This is a genomic window from Streptomyces sp. NPDC048255 (assembly GCF_040652415.1).
In the GTDB taxonomy this organism is placed as follows: domain Bacteria; phylum Actinomycetota; class Actinomycetes; order Streptomycetales; family Streptomycetaceae; genus Streptomyces.
Map to the genome: position 1 here is coordinate 1 of NZ_JBEZMA010000032.1, position 15342 is coordinate 15342.

A 15342-nucleotide genomic window follows, 5' to 3' on the forward strand; every position below is an offset into this window, starting at 1 on the left:
CGCCAGGCCTGGCTTCCGAAGCCGAGGCGTGGGACGGGGACGCGCAGGAGAGTCCCCGCAGGACGAGCGCGCAACCCAGGCCGGACATTCGCAGCATGGGCTCAGTGCGCGAGCCGAGGAGACGCTCCGGAGCGGCCCCGGCCCACACCCGCCACAGGACGGAAACGGGTCTGGCTTTCGAAGCCCGGGCCCACACCCCGCCACGGCTTCGACGGAGACGGGTCTGGCTTCCGGAGCCTGGGCCCCCACCCCGGAACGGCTTTCGACGGAGACAGGGCTGGCTTCCAAAGCCGGGGCCCCACCCCGGCGCGGCTTCCGAGGGTGGCGGGGTTGGCTTCCGGAGCCTGGGCGTGGGGTGGGGACGTGCAGGAGGGTCCCCGCAGGACGAGCGCGCAACCTGGGCCGGGCTTTCGTAGCGGGGGTTAAGTGCGCGAGCCGAGGAGACGCTCCGGAGCGGCCCCGCCGCACACCCCGCACCCCGGTAAGCACGGCGCAGCCGAGGCCGCATCCGCCAAGCCCCCCGCAGGGGAACCCGACCCCGCCCCACACCCCGGTAGGCACGGCAGGGCCCAGGTTGCATCTGCCGAGCCCCCCGCAGGGGACGTGGCGGTGGCGTTGCGGGGGCGTGAAATCCGGCCACGGGTTTCGGCCGTTCGGGGAGAGTGGCGTGAGGGGGGAAAGGGCAGGTCGGAGGCGGGGTGGGGGCTTTGGGCCGGGGGGCCGGCGGCGGCCTTGGCCGGGGTTGACCGGGCGCGGGGCCGCTGACACGCTCCGAGCCATGTCCGCGATCGAGCACCTCGTCCCGCGGCTCCACACCCCCGGCCCCTGTACCGCGCCGGGCCGGTGTCCGGGCCGCTGTCCGGCCCCGCGCCGAGCCTGAGCTCCGCCACCCCCGCGCCACGGCCCCGTGACCTTCCGGCCGTCGGCTCCCACGGAACGGCCCGCTGTACCGGCGAGCGGCTCCCGCGGAACGGCCCGCTGTAGCGGCGAGCGGCTCCCGCGGAACGGCCCGCTGTACCGGCGAGCGGCTCCCGCAGGAGCGGCCCGCTGTACCGGCGAGCGGCTCCCGCGGAACGGCCCGCCGTACCGGGGAACTCCGCGTCCCCGGTACGCCCGGCCCCACTTGCAGCGCGTCGTGCCCCGTTCGCGCACCCCCATTTCTTCCGCTGCGGAGATACATACGCGCAGCCCTGCCCCGAGGAGCAGCCATGGCCACCGCCACCCAGACCACCACCGTCACCAGGATCGGCGGGCGCATCGGCGCCGAGATCGGCGGCGTCCGGCTCGGCGGGGACCTGCCCGCTGCCACCGTCGCCGAGATCCGCGCCGCGCTCCTCGCCCACAAGGTCGTCTTCTTCCGCGGCCAGGACCACCTCGACGAGGCCGGCCACGAGGCCTTCGCCCAGCTGCTCGGCGCGCCGGTCGCGCACCCCACCGTGCCCTCCGCCGACGGCCGCTACGCCCTCGGCATCGACTCCCACCACGGCGCCCGCGCCAACCAGTGGCACACCGACGTCACCTTCGTCCCCGCCTACCCCGCCTTCTCCATCCTGCGCGCCGTCACCGTCCCCCCGTACGGAGGCAACACCCTCTGGGCCAACACCGCCACCGCCTACGCCCACCTCCCCGAGCCGCTCCGCGCCCTCGCCGACGGCCTGCGCGCCGTCCACTCCAACGCGTACGACTACGCGGGCCTCAAGCCCGACGCCCTCCCCGAGGCCCTGGCCCAGTACCGCGAGGTGTTCACCTCCACCGAGTTCCTCACCGAGCACCCGGTGGTCCGCATCCACCCCGAGACCGGCGAACGCACCCTGCTGCTCGGCAACTTCGTCCAGCGGATCAGCGGCCTCACCGGACGTGACTCCCGCACCCTCCAGGACCTCTTCCAGTCCCACATCGAGAGCCCCGAGAACACCGTCCGCTGGCAGTGGCGGTCCGGTGACGTCGCGATCTGGGACAACCGCGCCACCCAGCACTACGGCGTGGACGACTCCGACGACCACGAGCGCACCCTGCGCCGGGTCACCGTCGACGGTGACGTCCCGGTCGGCCCCGACGGCGTCCCGTCCCGCCTGATCAGCCCGGAGACCGTCCCGGACCCCGCCTTCGGCATCGCCTCCGGCGCCTCCACCACCGAGCCCGGCGAGCCCGGAACCGCCTCCGAGAACGCCGCCTGACGGGCCGCAGCCCGCCCGGCCCGCCGCCCAGCTCCCCGTACGACACCGAAGGAGCCCCCGTGCCCCGCCTGCTCGCCATCACCGGCAGCCCCTCCGCCCACTCCCGTACCGCCGTCGTCGCCGACCACGTGCTGCACCGCCTCTCCCACGCCGGGTTCGAGACCTCGCACCTGTCCGTACGCGATCTCCCCGCCGCCGACCTCCTCTCGGCCCGGCGCGGCGAGCCCGAGATCCGCCGGGCCCTCGAAGCCGTCGCCGCCGCCGACGGCCTCGTCGTCGCGACACCGATATACAAGGCCGCGTACACGGGCCTGCTCAAGGCCTTCCTCGACCTGCTGCCGCAGGACGGCCTGGCCGGGAAGACGGTCCTGCCGCTCGCCACCGGCGGCAGCCTCGCCCACGTACTGACCATCGACTACGCCCTGCGCCCCGTGCTCGCCGCGCTCGGCGCCCGGCACGTCACCGCCGGCCGGTTCGTCCTGGACTCCTCCGTCGAACGCGGCTCAGGCCCCGACCGGCTGCGGCCCGAGGCCGAACTGGACCTCTTCCAGGCCGTCGACGAGTTCGCGGACGCCCTGCTGGGCCGCACCGCGGCACCCGCCGCCCTCACCACCACCCCGTAGCCCCCGGCCACCCCGCTCCGGCCCCGCCCGTACCGACAAGGACCCGCCATGCCCACAGCCTTCGCCCCGCGCCCCACCTCCCGACGCCAGTTCCTCGCCCTGCTCGGCATCTCGGCGGCCGCGGTGAGCTGCGGCACGGCCACCGCTACCGGCGGATCCGGCAAGCAGATCACCTCCCTCAAGTACCAGGGGGCGGTCGGAGCGGTCACGCTCCCCGAACTCGCCGCGGACCTCGGCTACCTGGGGGACGTCACCCTGGACTGGGTCGGCAACACCATCAGCGGCCCGCAGGACATCCAGTCCGCCGCCACGGGCCAGACCCACTTCGGCAGCGCCTTCAACGGCGCCGTCATCAAGCTCGCCTCCACCAAGGCCCCGATCAAGGCCGTCGTCGCCTCCTACGGCTCCGACCAGCACTCCTACGGCGGCTACTACGTCCTGGAGGACAGCCCGATCCGCTCGGCCCGCGATCTGATCGGCAAGAAGGTCGGCATGAACACCCTCGGCGCCCATTACCAGGCGCTGCTCGACATCTACCTGAGCCGGGGCGGCCTCTCGAAGGCCGAGGCCGACAAGGTCGAGCCGCTCGTGGTGCCGCCCGTCAACACCGAGCAGTCCCTGCGGCAGAGGACGATCGAGGTCGGCGTACTCACCGGGGTCCTGCGCGACAAGGCCCTCGCGGCCGGAGGCATCCGCCCGCTGTTCACCGACGTCGAACTGCTCGGCCCGTTCAGCGCCGGCACCTACATCATGACCGAGCGCTTCATCAAGCAGAACCCGGACACCGTACGGACCTTCGCGACCGGGGTGGCCAAGGCCATCGAATGGTCCCGCACCACCCCGCGCGAGGAGGTCATCGCGCGGATGACGGAGATCGTCAAGAAGCGCGGCCGCAACGAGGACACCTCCACCCTCCAGTACTGGCACTCCTACGGGATCGCCGAGGCGGGCGGCCGGATCTCCGACAAGGAGTTCCAGCTCTGGCTCGACTGGCTCGGCGAGCGCGGCGACATCAAGCCGGGGCAGCTGAAGGCCGCCGACCTCTACACCAACGAGTTCAACGGCTACGGGAAGGGCTGACCCGGCATGGCGAAGATCGTGTTCGAGTCCGTGACGAAGACCTTCCCCACGAAGGGCAGGAAGAACAGGAGGGACCAGGAGGAGTTCACCGCCCTCGACGGCATCGACCTGGAGATCGGGGCGGGGGAGTTCGTGGTCGTCGTGGGCCCCAGCGGCTGCGGCAAGTCCACCCTCCTGGACCTGCTCGGCGGCCTGTCACGGCCCACCTCCGGCCGCATCCTGCTCGACGGCAGGCCGGTCACCGGTCCGGGCCTGGACCGGGGCATCGTCTTCCAGCAGTACGCGCTGCTGCCCTGGCGGACGGCGCTGGGCAACGTCGCCTTCGGCCTGGAGGCGACCGGCGTACCGAAGCGTGAACGAACGGCCAGGGCCCGTGAGTTCCTGGACCTCGTCGGCCTCACGGGATTCGAGGACCGGCATCCGCACGAACTCTCCGGCGGAATGCGCCAGCGGGTCGCCATCGCCCGCTCGCTGGCCTACGACCCGGACGTGCTGCTGATGGACGAGCCCTTCGCGGCGCTCGACGCGCAGACCCGCGAGTCCCTCCAGGACGAACTGCGCCGCATCTGGCAGCGCACCGGCAAGACCGTCGTCTTCATCACGCACGGCATCGAGGAAGCCGTGTACCTCGGGCAGAAGGTGGCCGTCATGACCTCCCGCCCGGGCCGCGTCAAGGAGGTCGTCCCGATCTCCTTCGACTCCCGCGGCCCCGGTCTCCAGGGCGAGGACCTGCGCTCCAGCCCGGAGTTCGCCCGCTACCGCCACGAGATCTGGACCCTGCTCCACGACGAGGTCGCCCGCGCGCAACAACTGGAGAAGGAGGAGGCCACCGTATGACCACCGATACGACCACCGATACGACCACCGACACGGCAGCCGACACGACCATCACCGGTACCGGGACCCGTACCGGTACCGTCACCGCCCCGCCCCCGGCCCCCGCGGCCCCGGCCCCGGAAACCGCCCCCGGCCCCGCCGCGGGCGCCGGCCCCGCGCCGCGGTCCGCCGTACGGGAGCCGGCCGACGCCCCGCCCCCGGCGACCGCCGGGCCGAAGTCGCGTACGGCCCCGCACCCCGTACGGCGGACCGCCCGGGCGCTCGCCCACGGGCTGCGGTCGGTGGCCCTGCGCTCGGCGGCCGTCCTCGTCCTGCTCGCGGTGTGGGAGGCCGCGCCCCGGCTGGGCCTGGTGGACGCGACCTTCCTGCCGCCCGTCAGCGAGGTCGCCCGGGCCTGGTGGGAGCTGCTGGGCAACGGCCAGCTGGGCCAGCACGCCCGCGCCAGCCTCGCCCGTTCCTTCGGCGGCTTCGCGATAGCCGTGGCCGTCGCCGTCCCGCTGGGCCTGCTCATCGGCTGGTACCGGCCCGTCGCCGCGCTGCTCGGCCCGCTGCTGGAGGTGTTCCGCAACACCGCGGCCCTGGCCCTGCTGCCGGTCTTCGTGCTCCTGCTCGGCATCGGCGAGACCTCGAAGGTCTCGATCGTCGTCTACGCCTGCGTCTGGCCGATCCTGCTGAACACCATCAGCGCCGTCGGCAACGCCGACCCCACCCTGGTCAAGCTGGCCCGTTCGATGGACCTGTCCACGCCGAGGCTGTTCCAGAAGGTCATCCTGCCGTCCTCGGTGCCGACGATCTTCACCGGCATCCGGCTGGCCGGAGCCGTGTCCATCCTCGTCCTGGTGGCCGCGGAGATGATCGGCGCGAAGGCCGGGCTCGGCTACCTGATCAACGCCTCGCAGTTCAACTTCGCCATCCCGCAGATGTACGCGGGCATCGTGACGATCTCCGCGATCGGCGTGGCCTTCAACCAGCTCCTGGTCACGGCCGAACGCCGCCTGAGCCTCTGGCGCGTCCCGGCCTGACGCCCCGCGGCCGGCCCGCCGCCCCCGCACGACCGGCACCCCACCCCAAGGAACAGAAATGACCGCACCCCGGACCCTCCACCTCAACGCCTTCCTGATGAACGCCGGGCACCACGACGCGGCCTGGCGCCACCCCGACAGCAGCCCCGAACGCGTCACCGACCTGCGGTACTTCCAAGGACTGGCCCGCACCGCCGAACGCGGCAAGCTCGACTCCGTCTTCTTCGCCGACGGACTCGCCCTGTGGGGCAAGGCGCGTTACAACGCCCTCGGCGGTTTCGAACCGCTGACGCTGCTCTCCGCGATCGCCGCCGTCACCGAGCACATCGGGCTCATCGCGACCGTCTCCACCACCTTCAACGAGCCCTTCCACACCGCCCGGAAGTTCGCCTCCCTCGACCACATCAGCGGCGGCCGGGCCGGCTGGAACATCGTCACCTCCGGCACCGTCGACGAGGCCCGCAACTTCAACCGTGACGAGCACCTGGAACACGGCCTGCGCTACGAGCGGGCCCGCGAGTTCCTCGACGTCGCCACCAAGCTCTGGGACAGCTGGGAGGACGACGCGATCGTCCTCGACAAGGAGCGCGGCATCTACGCCGACACCGACAGGCTCCACCCGGCTGCCCACCGCGGCGAGCACTTCGGGGTCGCGGGCCCGCTCAACGTGCCGCGCTCCCCCCAGGGGTACCCGCTGCTGGTCCAGGCCGGCTCCTCCGAGGACGGCAAGGAGTTCGCCGCCCGGTACGCCGAGGCCGTCTTCACCGCCCAGCAGACCCTCGCCGACGGCCAGACCTTCTACAAGGACCTCAAGTCCCGCCTGCCCAAGTACGGCCGTACGGACGGCGACCTGCTGGTCCTCCCCGGCATCGCCCCCGTCATCGGCTCCACCGAGGCCGAGGCCAAGGCCCTGGAGCAGCAGCTCACCGACCTCCAGGTCCCCGAGTACGGGCTCGCCCAGCTCTCCGGCATGCTCGGCGTAGACCTCACCGGCCGCCCCCTCGACGGCCCGCTGCCCGAACTCCCCGAGGAGCGGGACATCAACGGCAACAAGAGCCGCTTCACCCTCGTCGCCGAACTCGCCCGGCGCGACGGCCTCACCCTGCGCGAGCTGATCGCCCGCCTCGGCGCCGGCCGCGGCCACCGGGTCTTCGCGGGCACCCCCGAGCAGATCGCCGACCAGCTGGAGCAGTGGTTCACCCAGGGCGCCGCGGACGGCTTCAACATCATGGCGCCCGTCCTGCCCACCGGCCTGACCGACTTCGTCGACCAGGTCGTGCCGATCCTCCAGCGGCGCGGGCTCTTCCGCACCGAGTACACCGGCCGCACCCTCCGGGAGAACTACGGCCTGCCCCGCCCGGCCAACCGCTACGCCGGCGGGCGCGTGACCGGAGGGGTCACCCACGGGTGAGCGGGGCGGGGGAGGCCCCGCCGGAGCCGGGTGCTCCGGTGGACCGTCCCCGCCCGCCTCCGTGCGCTCAGACGGTCAGCACGATCTTGCCGCGGGTCCGGCCGGCGGCGCTGAGCTCCCAGGCCTTCGCGGCCTGCGCGAGCGGCAGGGCGTGCTCCACGTTGACCGTGAGCCGGCCCGTGTCCGCGAGTTCGGCCAGGAAGGCCAGGTCGGTGGTGTCCGGCCGCACCCACAGCTGGTGCGCGCCCTTGGCCGCGGCCTCGTAGTCGGCGATGGAGACGACCCGGTCGCGCTCCTTGACGAGGGACTGGAGCAGCTCGATGACGCCGTCCCCGTAGAAGTCGAGGCCCGCGTCGACGCCTTCGGGCGCCAGCGCGCGGATCCGGTCGGCCATCCCCTCCCCGTACAGGACGGGTTCGGCGCCGAGCGAGCGCAGGTAGTCGTGGTTGTGCGCGCCCGCCGTGCCGATGACGCGCAGGCCGAGGGCGACGGCGATCTGCACGCCGAAGGAGCCGGTGCCGCCGGCCGCGGAGTGGATGACGACGGTCTCGCCGGCCTTGAGCCCGGCCCGGGTGAGCGACTGGTAGGCGGTGAGCCCGGCCAGCGGGATGCCCGCGGCCTGCTCGAAGGTCAGCTCGCGGGGCTTGCGGGCGAGGGTGCGGACGGGGGCGGAGACCAGTTCGGCGTACGTGCCGAGCTCGACCCACTCCTTGCGGACGTAGCCGTAGACCTCGTCGCCCACGGCGTAGTCGAAGGTGTCCTGGCCGACCGCTTCGACGACACCGGCGACGTCCCAGCCGGGTATGACCGGGTAGCGGACTTCGAGGATCGGGTCGAGGTATCCGGCGGCGAGCTTCCAGTCCACCGGGTTGACCCCGGCGGCCTTGACGCGGACGAGGACCTCGTCCGGTCCGACCTTGGGCTCCGGGGCGTCAACGAGCGTGAGGTTCTGGGCAGTTCCGTATGCGCTGTACGCGATGGCCTTCATGATCGTCCCCAACAGGGGTCACCGGGTCGCTATTCCGCCTTCCGCGCGTTGCCTTCGCGGGCGGCGGCCTCAGGCGGGCAGCGTGTTGCGGTGCGAACGCCGCCGTGCCGCGCTGAAGAGGGCCTGGATCTGCGCCCCGGACTGCTCGACGTCGTCCAGCGGCGAGGGGAAGGGCAGGCGTACGTCACGGTGGCCGCGGCGCTCCTCCAGGCGCAGGGTGATCCCGTACCGGTCCATGGCGACCGGCAGCGCGCGGACCACGGCGGCCGTGGGCACCGGCTGGACCAGGCGCAGCAGCAGGGTGACGAGGTCGGGGTGGTCGTCGAGGAGGTGCGTGAGCATGCCGGCCTCGTAGGGGGCGAGCGGGTCGGGGCGGGCCGCGTCCAGTTCCTCCAGGCCGATGTACGAGACGCCGTCCTCGGTCTCCAGGACGGCCCGGCCGAATTCCATGCACGTGCTGTCGGAGGTGCCGGCGTCGGCGCCTCCGTCCGGGTAGGGGGTGAGCATGCGGCCCAGGACGGTGACGCGGGCGCGCACCCGGTCGCGTACGGGGGTGGGGGCGACGTCGGTGAACTCCAGCCGGATCGCGGGGCGGTGTTCGGAGCCCCCGCCGGGTTCGGCGGGGTGCAGGTGGAGCCGGCCCATCGGATCGGCGCCGTCGAGGTGGCGGACCTCGGAGCGCAGCCCGTCGGCGACCACGGTCATGGAGTGGGCGGCGGCGAGGACGGACCGGACCCGCTCGGCGTCGGTGGGCCGGGTGGCGGGCGCGGGGTGGGCGGCCGGGGTGGCGGGGGCACCGGACATGCGCATGCGGATCTCTCCATGGTCCCGAGTGGGTTAGGTATGCCTAACCTAATCTATCCGGCCCTCAGGGAGTAGCCGTCCAGCTCGTGTCGCTGTTGGGCTGAACGGGTGAAACGCGAGAGGATGGCCGGATGCACATGAAGCGCACGGCCGAGGCGGCCCGGTGAGCAGGTACGACGTCACCGACGAACAGTGGGAGGGGCTCGCGCAGGTGGTACCCCTGCGCAGTCGCAACGAATGGCCCTCCCGGGTGGACCACCGCACGATCCCCAAGGCGCCCGGGGCGTCCGCGGTGGAACAGCGGCGCTTCGTGGTGATCCGGGTCCAGATCTTCGCGGATGCCCGGGAGGTGGCCGAGTACCTGATCGCGCAGATCCCGGTGCTGCTCGACCTCACCGGCGCGGACAGCGAAGTGGCCAAGCGGATCCTGGACTTCAGCAGCGGTGTGGTCTTCGGGCTGGGCAGCGGGATGCACCGGGTCGACCGGAACGTCTTCCTGCTGGCGCCCGTCGGGACGGAGGTCGAGGGGATCGCCGCGGCGGCCGTCCCCCGATCGTAGGAAGGTCGCGGGGGCGGAACGGTTCGGCGGGCTCCCGGGGGGTCCGGCGGCCCGTACCGTCCGGCGCATGGAAGCCTCCCTGGACGCGGCGGCGGACCGCGCCGCCGTAAGCGTGACCGTCGTCGCCGCGAGCGTGACCGCCGCAACGGCCGTCGCCGCCGCCCCTGCTGCAACCGTCGCCACTGCCTCAGCTGCCGTCGCCGCGACAACTCCCGTTGCCGCCGTCACTGCTGTCCCTGTCACCGCTGAAGTCCCTGCCGTCACCGCTGTCCCGGTCTCGGGCACCGGGGCCGGGCTCGGCCCCGGCCTCGGTTCCGACCTCGGCTCCGGCTCCGGTTCCGGACCCGGCCTCGGCTCCCGACCCGGCCTCGGCTCCGGACCCGGCCTCGGCTCCGGACCCGGTTCCGGGCCCGCCGGGCCGGTCCGGTTAGCCGAAGCCGCGGCGGTGCCCGCGCAGCGGCAGCCGCAGCACCGGCCCGTCGTCACCGAGTTGCGGCTGTCCGCCTTCGGCCCGCACCGCGGCGCCGTCTTCCCGCTCGGGCCCGTCACCCTCTTCGGCGGGCCCAGCGGCAGCGGCAAGTCCCAGGTCTTGGCCGCCTACGAGGCCCTGAGCGCGCTGGGTTCCGGCGCCACGCTGGAGGAGGCCTTCCCGGACCCGTGCGCCCGCATCCCGGAGCGGGCGCTCCCCGACGCCGACCGGCGCCGCGGATTCCGCATCGGCTGCACGGTCGACGGCCCCGCCGGGCCCGTCCGGCTGGACCTCGCCGTGCAGGCCGAGCCCGAACTGCGGCTCGTCGGCGAACGGCTCACGCAGGACGGCCAGATCCTGCTCAGCACCGCCCTGCGCGACCCCGGCCGGCGCTCGGTGCAGGCCGCCTGGCTGACCGGGGGCGCCACCGGGGTCACCCGGGCCCCGCTGCCCGACGACCGGCTCGGCACGGCCCTGCTCCCGCTCCGCGTGGCGGGGGCCACGGCCGGGCAGCGGCAGGTGTTGGCGGCCGCCGAGCAGATGGTGGTGGCCCTGCGCTCGGTGTTCCCCTGCGACCCCCGCCCCGACCGGATGCGCGCCCCCGCTCCCCAGGGCGAGGGCAGGCTGCTGCGCGACTGCGTCAACCTGGCCGACGTACTGCGCCGGACGCGGCACGAGTGCGGCACCCGCCACGCACTGCTGGCCGAGGCGGCCCGCACCGGCTGCGCGGGACCGGTCGCGGGGCTGGGCGTACGGGCCGGCGCGGACGGCCCCGTCACGGCACTGCTGGAGCGCGGCCCCGGCCTGCCCGCCACGGAACTGGGCCGCCTCGGCGCGGGCGAGCTGCGCTTCCTCGCGCTGGCGCTGGTCCTGCTGACCGGGCCGGGAGTGCTGTCCATGGACCCGGCCGCCGAACTGCTGTCCGCGCAGCAGGCGCTGACGGTCCTCGCCGACGGCTTCGACCACGGCCTGGACCGGCGGCAGACCGCCGAACTGCTGCGCCTGGCCCTGCTGTCCTGCGGCCGGGGCCACGTCCGGCTGGTGGCGGCGGTGGGGGAGGGGACCGCGGACCTCGCCCGTGGGATCCCGGGCGTCACGGTGGTAGACCTGACCCCATGAACGACGAACGGCCGGACGAGCGGCTGGACCGATTGCAGCGCAGGCTCGCGGACTTCGCGGCGGCGCGGGGCTGGGAGCCCTACCACACGCCCAAGAACCTGGCGGTGGCCCTGAGCGTGGAAGCGGCCGAGCTGGTCGAGATCTTCCAGTGGCTGACGCCGGAACAGTCGGCGAGGGTGATGGAGAAGCCGGAGACCGCGCACCGGGTGGCCGACGAGGTGGCCGACGTGCTCGCGTACCTGCTGCAGTTCTGTGAGGTTCTGGGGGTGGATGTGCTGGATGCGCTCGCCGCGAAGATCGAGAGGAACGAGCTCCGCTTCCCGGTGCCGGGTACTTCGACACCTAATCGTCACTCTTCGGAGTGATGGCCCCGTCCACAATCACGTTTGTGTCCACAATTTCCGAATACCCCTGGCTTTACTGGCCCGTTGCCCTCACTCTGGGTAGTGATGAGATTGGCAGGATGTCGTGCGGACGGGGGACGGCATATGGATGCGGTACGGCTCATCGCGGCCGGCCGGCACGCGCTGGCACAGAGCGGGGCTGCGTGGGACATCGTGGGCGAGGCCTGGCAGGCCCAGGCACTCGCACAGGGACTCGGGGGATGGCTGGCGGTCACCGGGCCGCCGGAGCTGAGACCCGAGGCGAGAGGGCTGGGTGAGGCGGGGGGCAGAGGTTGCGGGGTGCTCGACCGGGCGGCCCTGCGCGGTGAGGGCATCACGCCCGAGCATCCGCCGCGGGCGGCGCAGCTGACCGAGGTGGCGGACGTCCGCCAGGCACTGCTCGGGCTCCAGGCGTTGCTGGGCGAGGTGGGCATAGCCCTGGTCGGGGTCGCCTGCGCGACGGACGACGAGGGCCTGTACTGGCAGTGCATAGAGTCGATCGACGCGGCCGACGAGTCGAGCGACCGGGTACGTGCGATCCTGCGCCGCCTGGCGGTCCGCGAACGGGGATCGGCCTCCGGCGTGGCCTGAGACCGGCCGCCACGGCGAGCTGGGACGACGGGCTGGCGCGACGGGCTGGGACGACTGGATCGCGCTGGTCCCGGCAGGGGGCACGGCACGGGTGGGGTCCCGTCGCGCGCGACGGGACCCGCACGGTCAGAACGACCGGTAGGAGGGGCTCTCGGTGGCGCGGGTGCCCGGGGTCAGCGACGTGTCGGTGCCGACGGGCGTGCGGTCCGTGGAGGACTGGAGATCGGCGTCGAGCTGCGAGAGGTCGGCGTTCAGCGCCGCCATCAGCTCTTCCATCTGCTGGAGCAGGCCCTTCGGTGCGCCGCTCGGGGCGGGGACCCCGGAGTCCTGGCGTGCGTGGTCGTGCGCTGCCTGTCCGGTCTGTCCGGTCGGTTGGGGGGTCTCCGGCACGGCCTCTCGGGACATGGCGGCCTCCTCGGCCCTGGCCCTTCCGGTGCGGAAGGGGGCGGTGGACGCACCGGCGAAAAGGCCGCCGGCGCGCGGGCCGGGCGGTCCGGCTCCGACCGAGCCAACGATCCCCCTCCGGGCTGGTCACTGGCGGGGCCGGGGCGGACCTTCCGGTTGACGCAGATTCACCCGGCAGGGGTGGGGTGGGGGCAGGATGGAGGGTATGGACCTCCGCATCTTCACTGAACCCCAGCAGGGCGCGAGCTACGAGACTCTGCTCCGCGTTGCCAAGGCCGCCGAAGAACTCCGCTTCGGAGCGTTCTTCCGCTCCGACCACTACCTCAAGATGGGATCCGCCGACGGCCTGCCCGGTCCCACGGACGCCTGGATCACCCTCGCCGGCCTGGCCCGCGAGACCAGCCGGATCCGGCTGGGCACGCTGATGACGGCCGGCACCTTCCGGCTGCCGGGCGTCCTCGCCATCCAGGTGGCCCAGGTCGACCAGATGTCCGGCGGCCGCGTCGAACTGGGCCTGGGAGCAGGCTGGTTCGAGGAGGAGCACAAGGCCTACGGGATCCCCTTCCCGGCGGAGCGGATGGCCCGCCTGGAGGAACAGCTGGCGATCGTCACCGGGCTGTGGGCCACCGAGACCGGCCACCGCTTCGACTACGCGGGCCGCCACTACCAGGTGGAGAACTCGCCCGCGCTGCCCAAGCCCGCCCAGGCCAAGGTGCCCGTCCTCATCGGCGGCCACGGCGCCCGGCGCACCCCCCGGCTCGCCGCGCGGTACGCGGACGAGTTCAACATGCCTTTCGCCTCGGTCACGGACAGCGCCCGGCAGTTCGCCCGGGTCCGGGAGGCCGCCGCGGAGGCCGGGCGGCGCGCCGACGAGCTCGTCTACTCCAACGCCCTGGTGGTCTGCGTGGGCAAGGACGACGCCGAGGTGGCCCGCCGGGCCGCCGCCATCGGCCGTGACGTGGACGAGCTCAAGGCCAACGGCCTGGCCGGCTCCCCGGCCGAGGTCGTGGACAAGCTCGGCACCTACGAGGCCATCGGCTCCTCCCGCGTCTACCTCCAGGTGCTCGACCTGGACGACCTGGAACACCTGGAGCTGATCTCCGCCCAGGTCCTGTCCCAGCTCGGCTGACGGAGGCAGGCCAGCCATGCCCCGCGCGTCCGGCCCGCTCGCCGAAGCCCTGAGCCGCAGGTCCCTGATCCTGGACGGCGGGCTGAGCAACCAGCTCGCCGCCCAGGGCTGCGACCTGTCCGGCGCCCTCTGGTCGGGCCGGGTGCTCGCCGAGCGGCCGGACCAGGTGGAGGCCGCCCACACGGCGTACGTCCGGGCCGGCGCCGAGGTGCTGATCACCGCCAGCTACCAGGTCGGCTACGCCTCCTTCGCCGCCCACGGCTACGACCGCGCCACGACCACCGCGCTGCTGCGGCGCAGCGTCGGCCTCGCCGCCCGCGCGGCCGAGGCCGCCGGCCACGAGGTGTGGGTGGCCGCCTCCGTGGGTCCGTACGGCGCGGTCCTCGCGGACGGCTCCGAGTACCGCGGCCGGTACGGCCTGAGCGTGCGCGAACTCGCCGCCTTCCACCGGCCCCGCATCGAGGCCCTGCTCGCCGCCGGACCCGACGTCCTGGCCCTGGAGACCATCCCCGACCCGGACGAGGCCGAGGCGCTGCTCGGCATCCTCGCGGAGACCGGAGCCCGGGCCTGGCTGAGCTACACCGTCGAAGGGGGCCGCACCCGCTCGGGCCGGCCCCTCCCCGAGGTCTTCGCCCCGGCCGCCGAGGCCCCGGAGGTCATCGCGATCGGCGTCAACTGCTGCGACCCGGTGGAGGTGCTGCCCGCCCTCGAAGCGGCGGCGGCCGTCACCCGCAAACCCCTGCTGGCCTACCCCAACGACGGTTCCGTCTGGGACGCCGCCACTCGTACCTGGCATGCCCCCGAGGACCCGGCCCCCTGGCCCACCGCCGCCTGGCGCCGTGCGGGGGCCCGCCTCACCGGCGGCTGCTGCCGCATCGGCCCCGACCGCATCGCCGAGTTGGGCGCCGAAGTCCTCGGCTAGTGACTCCAGTCGGAGACTGCGATCCGGCCATCGGCGCCATGGCCGGGTCTCCGCCTGGCTCGCTGAACCCCCTAGCGTTCGCAGGCGATGCCATCACCGTCGCGGTCGAGGTGCTGACCGTAGCCCGGGTCGCCGCGGCGGATGGGGGCTTTGCCGGCGGCCTTCACCGCACTGCAGTTGCGGTAGGAGACGCTGCCTCCGCCGCCGCTGCCCGAGTCGTCGTCCGCCGTCGGCTCGGGAGTGGCCGTGGGGGTGGGCTTGGGTGTGGACTTCGGGCGCAGGGTGGTGCCCTTCTCGGCCGGGCAGGTCGTACCGGCCGCGACGAGGTGGACGGTCGCCGGGACGGACGTCGACGCGAGCGCAGCGCCGGCCTCGGGTTCCTGGAAGCACACGACCCACTTCGTGTGGTCGGCCGCCAGCGTCACGTCCTCGTACGCGCTGCGCGCGGTCAACTCGGTGTCGAGCAGGGCCTCCACGGCCTGTTCGGCCCCGGCGAAGGCAGTGCCGACGACCGCGGGCATCACGGAGGAGGGAGCCGGTGACGGCGCCGCGGCCGCCGGCGCCGAGGGCTTCGGCGTGACCGTCGCCGTGGCGGCGGTCGGGGACTTGGAGCCGTCGCCCGTCTTCTTCGGTGAATCCGGCGACAGGAAGACCAGCAGGAACCAGAGGCCCGACACGACCGTGGCGATGATCTTCTTCTTCTGGTTCCACTGGCTCACCCAGACCAGTGCGATGCCTGCCGGGGGCAGCAGGATGAGAGCCGTGATGATCAGCGCCGGGTGCTGCCACCAGCGTCGTATCGGCTGCCAGGGCGTGTGGGAGT

The 15342-nt window shown here is 73.4% G+C and carries 15 protein-coding genes and 1 pseudogene; 12 read left to right on the forward strand and 4 right to left on the reverse strand.

Annotated elements, in window-relative coordinates; genetic code table 11:
• Positions 1–1208: 1208 nt before the first annotated feature.
• The 6 genes from AB0D94_RS23625 to AB0D94_RS23650 are packed head-to-tail and all read left to right on the forward strand — an operon-like array spanning position 1209 to position 7150.
• Positions 1209–2177: a TauD/TfdA family dioxygenase gene (locus AB0D94_RS23625; protein WP_362055187.1), complete on the forward strand. Its 969-nt coding sequence runs from the start codon at positions 1209–1211 to the stop codon at positions 2175–2177.
• Between the two features lie 59 nt (positions 2178–2236).
• Positions 2237–2800: an NADPH-dependent FMN reductase gene (gene ssuE / locus AB0D94_RS23630; protein WP_362055189.1), complete on the forward strand. Its 564-nt coding sequence runs from the start codon at positions 2237–2239 to the stop codon at positions 2798–2800.
• Positions 2801–2848: 48 nt separating this feature from the next.
• A complete protein-coding gene (locus AB0D94_RS23635) occupies positions 2849–3880 on the forward strand; it encodes an ABC transporter substrate-binding protein (protein WP_362055191.1) in 1032 nt (343 codons plus the stop codon).
• 6 nt (positions 3881–3886) lie between these two features.
• On the forward strand, positions 3887–4717 hold the full coding sequence (locus tag AB0D94_RS23640) for an ABC transporter ATP-binding protein (RefSeq protein WP_362055193.1): 831 nt from the start codon (positions 3887–3889) through the stop codon (positions 4715–4717).
• Positions 4714–5739 (forward strand): ABC transporter permease, encoded by a 1026-nt coding sequence (locus AB0D94_RS23645; protein WP_362055195.1) that lies wholly within the window; start codon positions 4714–4716, stop codon positions 5737–5739. Before AB0D94_RS23640 ends, AB0D94_RS23645 begins: the two co-directional genes overlap by 4 nt.
• A gap of 58 nt (positions 5740–5797) precedes the next feature.
• Positions 5798–7150 (forward strand): LLM class flavin-dependent oxidoreductase, encoded by a 1353-nt coding sequence (locus AB0D94_RS23650; protein WP_362055197.1) that lies wholly within the window; start codon positions 5798–5800, stop codon positions 7148–7150.
• A gap of 67 nt (positions 7151–7217) precedes the next feature.
• On the opposite strand, the gene AB0D94_RS23655 is transcribed toward AB0D94_RS23650, so the two are convergent.
• Complete coding sequence (locus AB0D94_RS23655; protein WP_362055199.1) at positions 7218–8138, reverse strand: NADP-dependent oxidoreductase; 921 nt, start codon at positions 8136–8138, stop codon at positions 7218–7220.
• A gap of 69 nt (positions 8139–8207) precedes the next feature.
• Positions 8208–8948: a DUF2470 domain-containing protein gene (locus AB0D94_RS23660; RefSeq protein WP_362055201.1), complete on the reverse strand. Its 741-nt coding sequence runs from the start codon at positions 8946–8948 to the stop codon at positions 8208–8210.
• A gap of 157 nt (positions 8949–9105) precedes the next feature.
• Between AB0D94_RS23660 and AB0D94_RS23665 the strand changes: the two genes are divergently transcribed.
• From AB0D94_RS23665 to AB0D94_RS23680, 4 genes are all read left to right on the forward strand, one after another.
• Positions 9106–9501, forward strand: coding sequence for a cell division protein SepF (locus AB0D94_RS23665; protein WP_362055203.1), 396 nt, complete (start codon positions 9106–9108; stop codon positions 9499–9501).
• Positions 9502–9946: 445 nt separating this feature from the next.
• Positions 9947–11089, forward strand: a complete 1143-nt coding sequence (locus AB0D94_RS23670) for an ATP-binding protein (protein ID WP_362055302.1) — start codon at positions 9947–9949, stop codon at positions 11087–11089.
• A complete protein-coding gene (locus AB0D94_RS23675; protein WP_266940428.1) occupies positions 11086–11454 on the forward strand; it encodes a nucleotide pyrophosphohydrolase in 369 nt (122 codons plus the stop codon). Before AB0D94_RS23670 ends, AB0D94_RS23675 begins: the two co-directional genes overlap by 4 nt.
• Positions 11455–11577: 123 nt before the next feature.
• Positions 11578–12063, forward strand: coding sequence for a DUF6099 family protein (locus AB0D94_RS23680; RefSeq protein WP_362055205.1), 486 nt, complete (start codon positions 11578–11580; stop codon positions 12061–12063).
• A 126-nt stretch (positions 12064–12189) separates the two neighbouring features.
• Here AB0D94_RS23680 and AB0D94_RS23685 read toward each other — a convergent pair whose 3' ends face one another.
• On the reverse strand, positions 12190–12468 hold the full coding sequence (locus tag AB0D94_RS23685) for a hypothetical protein (protein WP_362055310.1): 279 nt from the start codon (positions 12466–12468) through the stop codon (positions 12190–12192).
• A 205-nt stretch (positions 12469–12673) separates the two neighbouring features.
• Between AB0D94_RS23685 and AB0D94_RS23690 the strand changes: the two genes are divergently transcribed.
• Entirely contained in the window at positions 12674–13597 is a 924-nt protein-coding gene (locus AB0D94_RS23690; protein WP_362055207.1) for an LLM class F420-dependent oxidoreductase, read from the forward strand.
• A 16-nt stretch (positions 13598–13613) separates the two neighbouring features.
• Positions 13614–14519 (forward strand): homocysteine S-methyltransferase, encoded by a 906-nt coding sequence (gene mmuM / locus AB0D94_RS23695; RefSeq protein WP_362055209.1) that lies wholly within the window; start codon positions 13614–13616, stop codon positions 14517–14519.
• Positions 14520–14590: 71 nt separating this feature from the next.
• Here mmuM and AB0D94_RS23700 read toward each other — a convergent pair.
• Positions 14591–14743 (reverse strand): annotated as a pseudogene (locus tag AB0D94_RS23700) (excalibur calcium-binding domain-containing protein); the annotation flags it as partial.
• Positions 14744–15342: the final 599 nt, after the last annotated feature.

What these genes read in the sequence shown, in the direction of transcription:
- AB0D94_RS23625 (WP_362055187.1), top strand. Translation starts at nt 1,209, where the DNA reads ATGGCCACCGCCACCCAGACCACCACCGTCACCAGGATCGGCGGGCGC.
- AB0D94_RS23635 (WP_362055191.1), top strand. Translation starts at nt 2,849, where the DNA reads ATGCCCACAGCCTTCGCCCCGCGCCCCACCTCCCGACGCCAGTTCCTC.
- AB0D94_RS23640 (WP_362055193.1), top strand. Translation starts at nt 3,887, where the DNA reads ATGGCGAAGATCGTGTTCGAGTCCGTGACGAAGACCTTCCCCACGAAG.
- AB0D94_RS23645 (WP_362055195.1), top strand. Translation starts at nt 4,714, where the DNA reads ATGACCACCGATACGACCACCGATACGACCACCGACACGGCAGCCGAC.
- AB0D94_RS23650 (WP_362055197.1), top strand. Translation starts at nt 5,798, where the DNA reads ATGACCGCACCCCGGACCCTCCACCTCAACGCCTTCCTGATGAACGCC.
- AB0D94_RS23655 (WP_362055199.1), bottom strand. Translation starts at nt 8,138, where the DNA reads ATGAAGGCCATCGCGTACAGCGCATACGGAACTGCCCAGAACCTCACG.
- AB0D94_RS23660 (WP_362055201.1), bottom strand. Translation starts at nt 8,948, where the DNA reads ATGCGCATGTCCGGTGCCCCCGCCACCCCGGCCGCCCACCCCGCGCCC.
- AB0D94_RS23675 (WP_266940428.1), top strand. Translation starts at nt 11,086, where the DNA reads ATGAACGACGAACGGCCGGACGAGCGGCTGGACCGATTGCAGCGCAGG.
- AB0D94_RS23680 (WP_362055205.1), top strand. Translation starts at nt 11,578, where the DNA reads ATGGATGCGGTACGGCTCATCGCGGCCGGCCGGCACGCGCTGGCACAG.
- AB0D94_RS23685 (WP_362055310.1), bottom strand. Translation starts at nt 12,468, where the DNA reads ATGTCCCGAGAGGCCGTGCCGGAGACCCCCCAACCGACCGGACAGACC.
- AB0D94_RS23690 (WP_362055207.1), top strand. Translation starts at nt 12,674, where the DNA reads ATGGACCTCCGCATCTTCACTGAACCCCAGCAGGGCGCGAGCTACGAG.
- mmuM (WP_362055209.1), top strand. Translation starts at nt 13,614, where the DNA reads ATGCCCCGCGCGTCCGGCCCGCTCGCCGAAGCCCTGAGCCGCAGGTCC.